Source organism: Ferviditalea candida (assembly GCF_035282765.1).
GTDB lineage: Bacteria > Bacillota > Bacilli > Paenibacillales > KCTC-25726 > Ferviditalea > Ferviditalea candida.
In genome coordinates this window covers 1-1308 of the sequence record NZ_JAYJLD010000100.1, presented here as the reverse complement: position 1 = coordinate 1308, position 1308 = coordinate 1, and the positions used below count along the sequence as shown (strand labels likewise).

General features: G+C 51.1%; 2 protein-coding genes. Both read left to right on the top strand.

Features of this window, described 5'->3' with window-relative positions:
• Positions 1–791: TnsB C-terminal domain-containing protein (locus VF724_RS21205; RefSeq protein ID WP_371756226.1), on the top strand; the 791-nt coding region annotated here is incomplete at its 5' end.
• Positions 784–1308 (top strand): ExeA family protein (locus VF724_RS21200; protein WP_371756225.1); only part of this gene is annotated, 525 nt, incomplete at its 3' end. The genes VF724_RS21205 and VF724_RS21200, both read left to right, overlap by 8 nt.

The window sequence follows — 1308 nt, the reverse complement described above, 5'->3', positions numbered from 1 at the left end:
TCTGGCAGACGGACATGTCGGAGGGGCCGCGTCTGCGTATTGACGGCAAAACGGTCAGAACCCACCTCATCGCATTCATTGATGATTGCAGCAGGCTGGTTCCCTTTGCGCAGTTTGTCCCATCCGAAAAATTTGACGGGCTGCGTTTGGTGATGAAAGAAGCCCTAATTCGCCGCGGTATTCCGAAGATGGTCTATACCGATAACGGCAAGATCTTTCGTTCCGACATCCTGCAGTTTGCCTGTGCGGGATTAGGTATACAGCTCCTTCATACCCGCGCTTTCGACCCTCAAAGTAAGGGTAAAATAGAACGTATGTTCCTAACGTGTAAAACAAGGTTCTACACACTGCTGAAAGCGAATCCTGTATTCACGCTGGAAGAGCTGAATGAACGGTTTTGGAAATGGCTCGAGGAGGATTACCACCGTAAACCCCATGCTTCCCTGGATGGCAGGATGCCGCTTGAAGTTTATTTATCCCAGGTGGACAGCATCCGCACCGTGGATGACCCTGCTGCATTGGATGCCTTGTTTCTCAAGAGGGCCTTCCGTAAGGTCAAGCATGACGCCACGTTTTCACTGGAAAACCGGCTGTACGAGGTTCCGGATGTTTATGCCGGACGTAAAGTGGAAGTCCGCTATGACGAGAGCGGCGTTCATCTATACGAGGAAGGCAAAGCGGTGGCTCAGGCGGCGGAAGTCCGTTTTCACGATAACGCCCACGTGAAGCGCCGGCGCTCGTCCCTGTCGTTCAAAGAGTTGCAGGAGAAAGGGGGCGCTGCGGATGTTTAAAGCTTTCTATTCGCTTTCCGCCCCACCATTCTCCAAAGAATTGAAGGTATCCGATGCCTATGTATCAACCCCGCATCAGGAAGCGTTGGGGTGCCTGAATTATATGAAACAAGTGCGCGGTATGGGACTTCTCGTCGGCGAACCCGGAGCCGGAAAGACCTATGCGCTACGGGTCTTTACCGAATCCCTGAATAAATCCCTGTACAAAGTCGTCTATTTTCCAATGTCTACGGGATCCGTGAACGACTTTTACCGGGGGCTGGCCTTTGGCCTTGGGGAAGAACCGAAAACCCGCAAGATCGATCTGTTCCGTCAAATTCAGCATGCCGTAACGGTTTCATACCATGACCGAAAGATTACGCCGGTGTTCATTCTCGACGAGATGCAGATGGCCAAGGACGTATTCTTAAGCGATTTGAACCTGTTATTCAATTTTTCCATGGATTCGCATAATCCCTTTATTTTGCTGCTTTGCGGCCTGCCGTATTTACGGGATCGGCTCACCTTAAACCTGAAT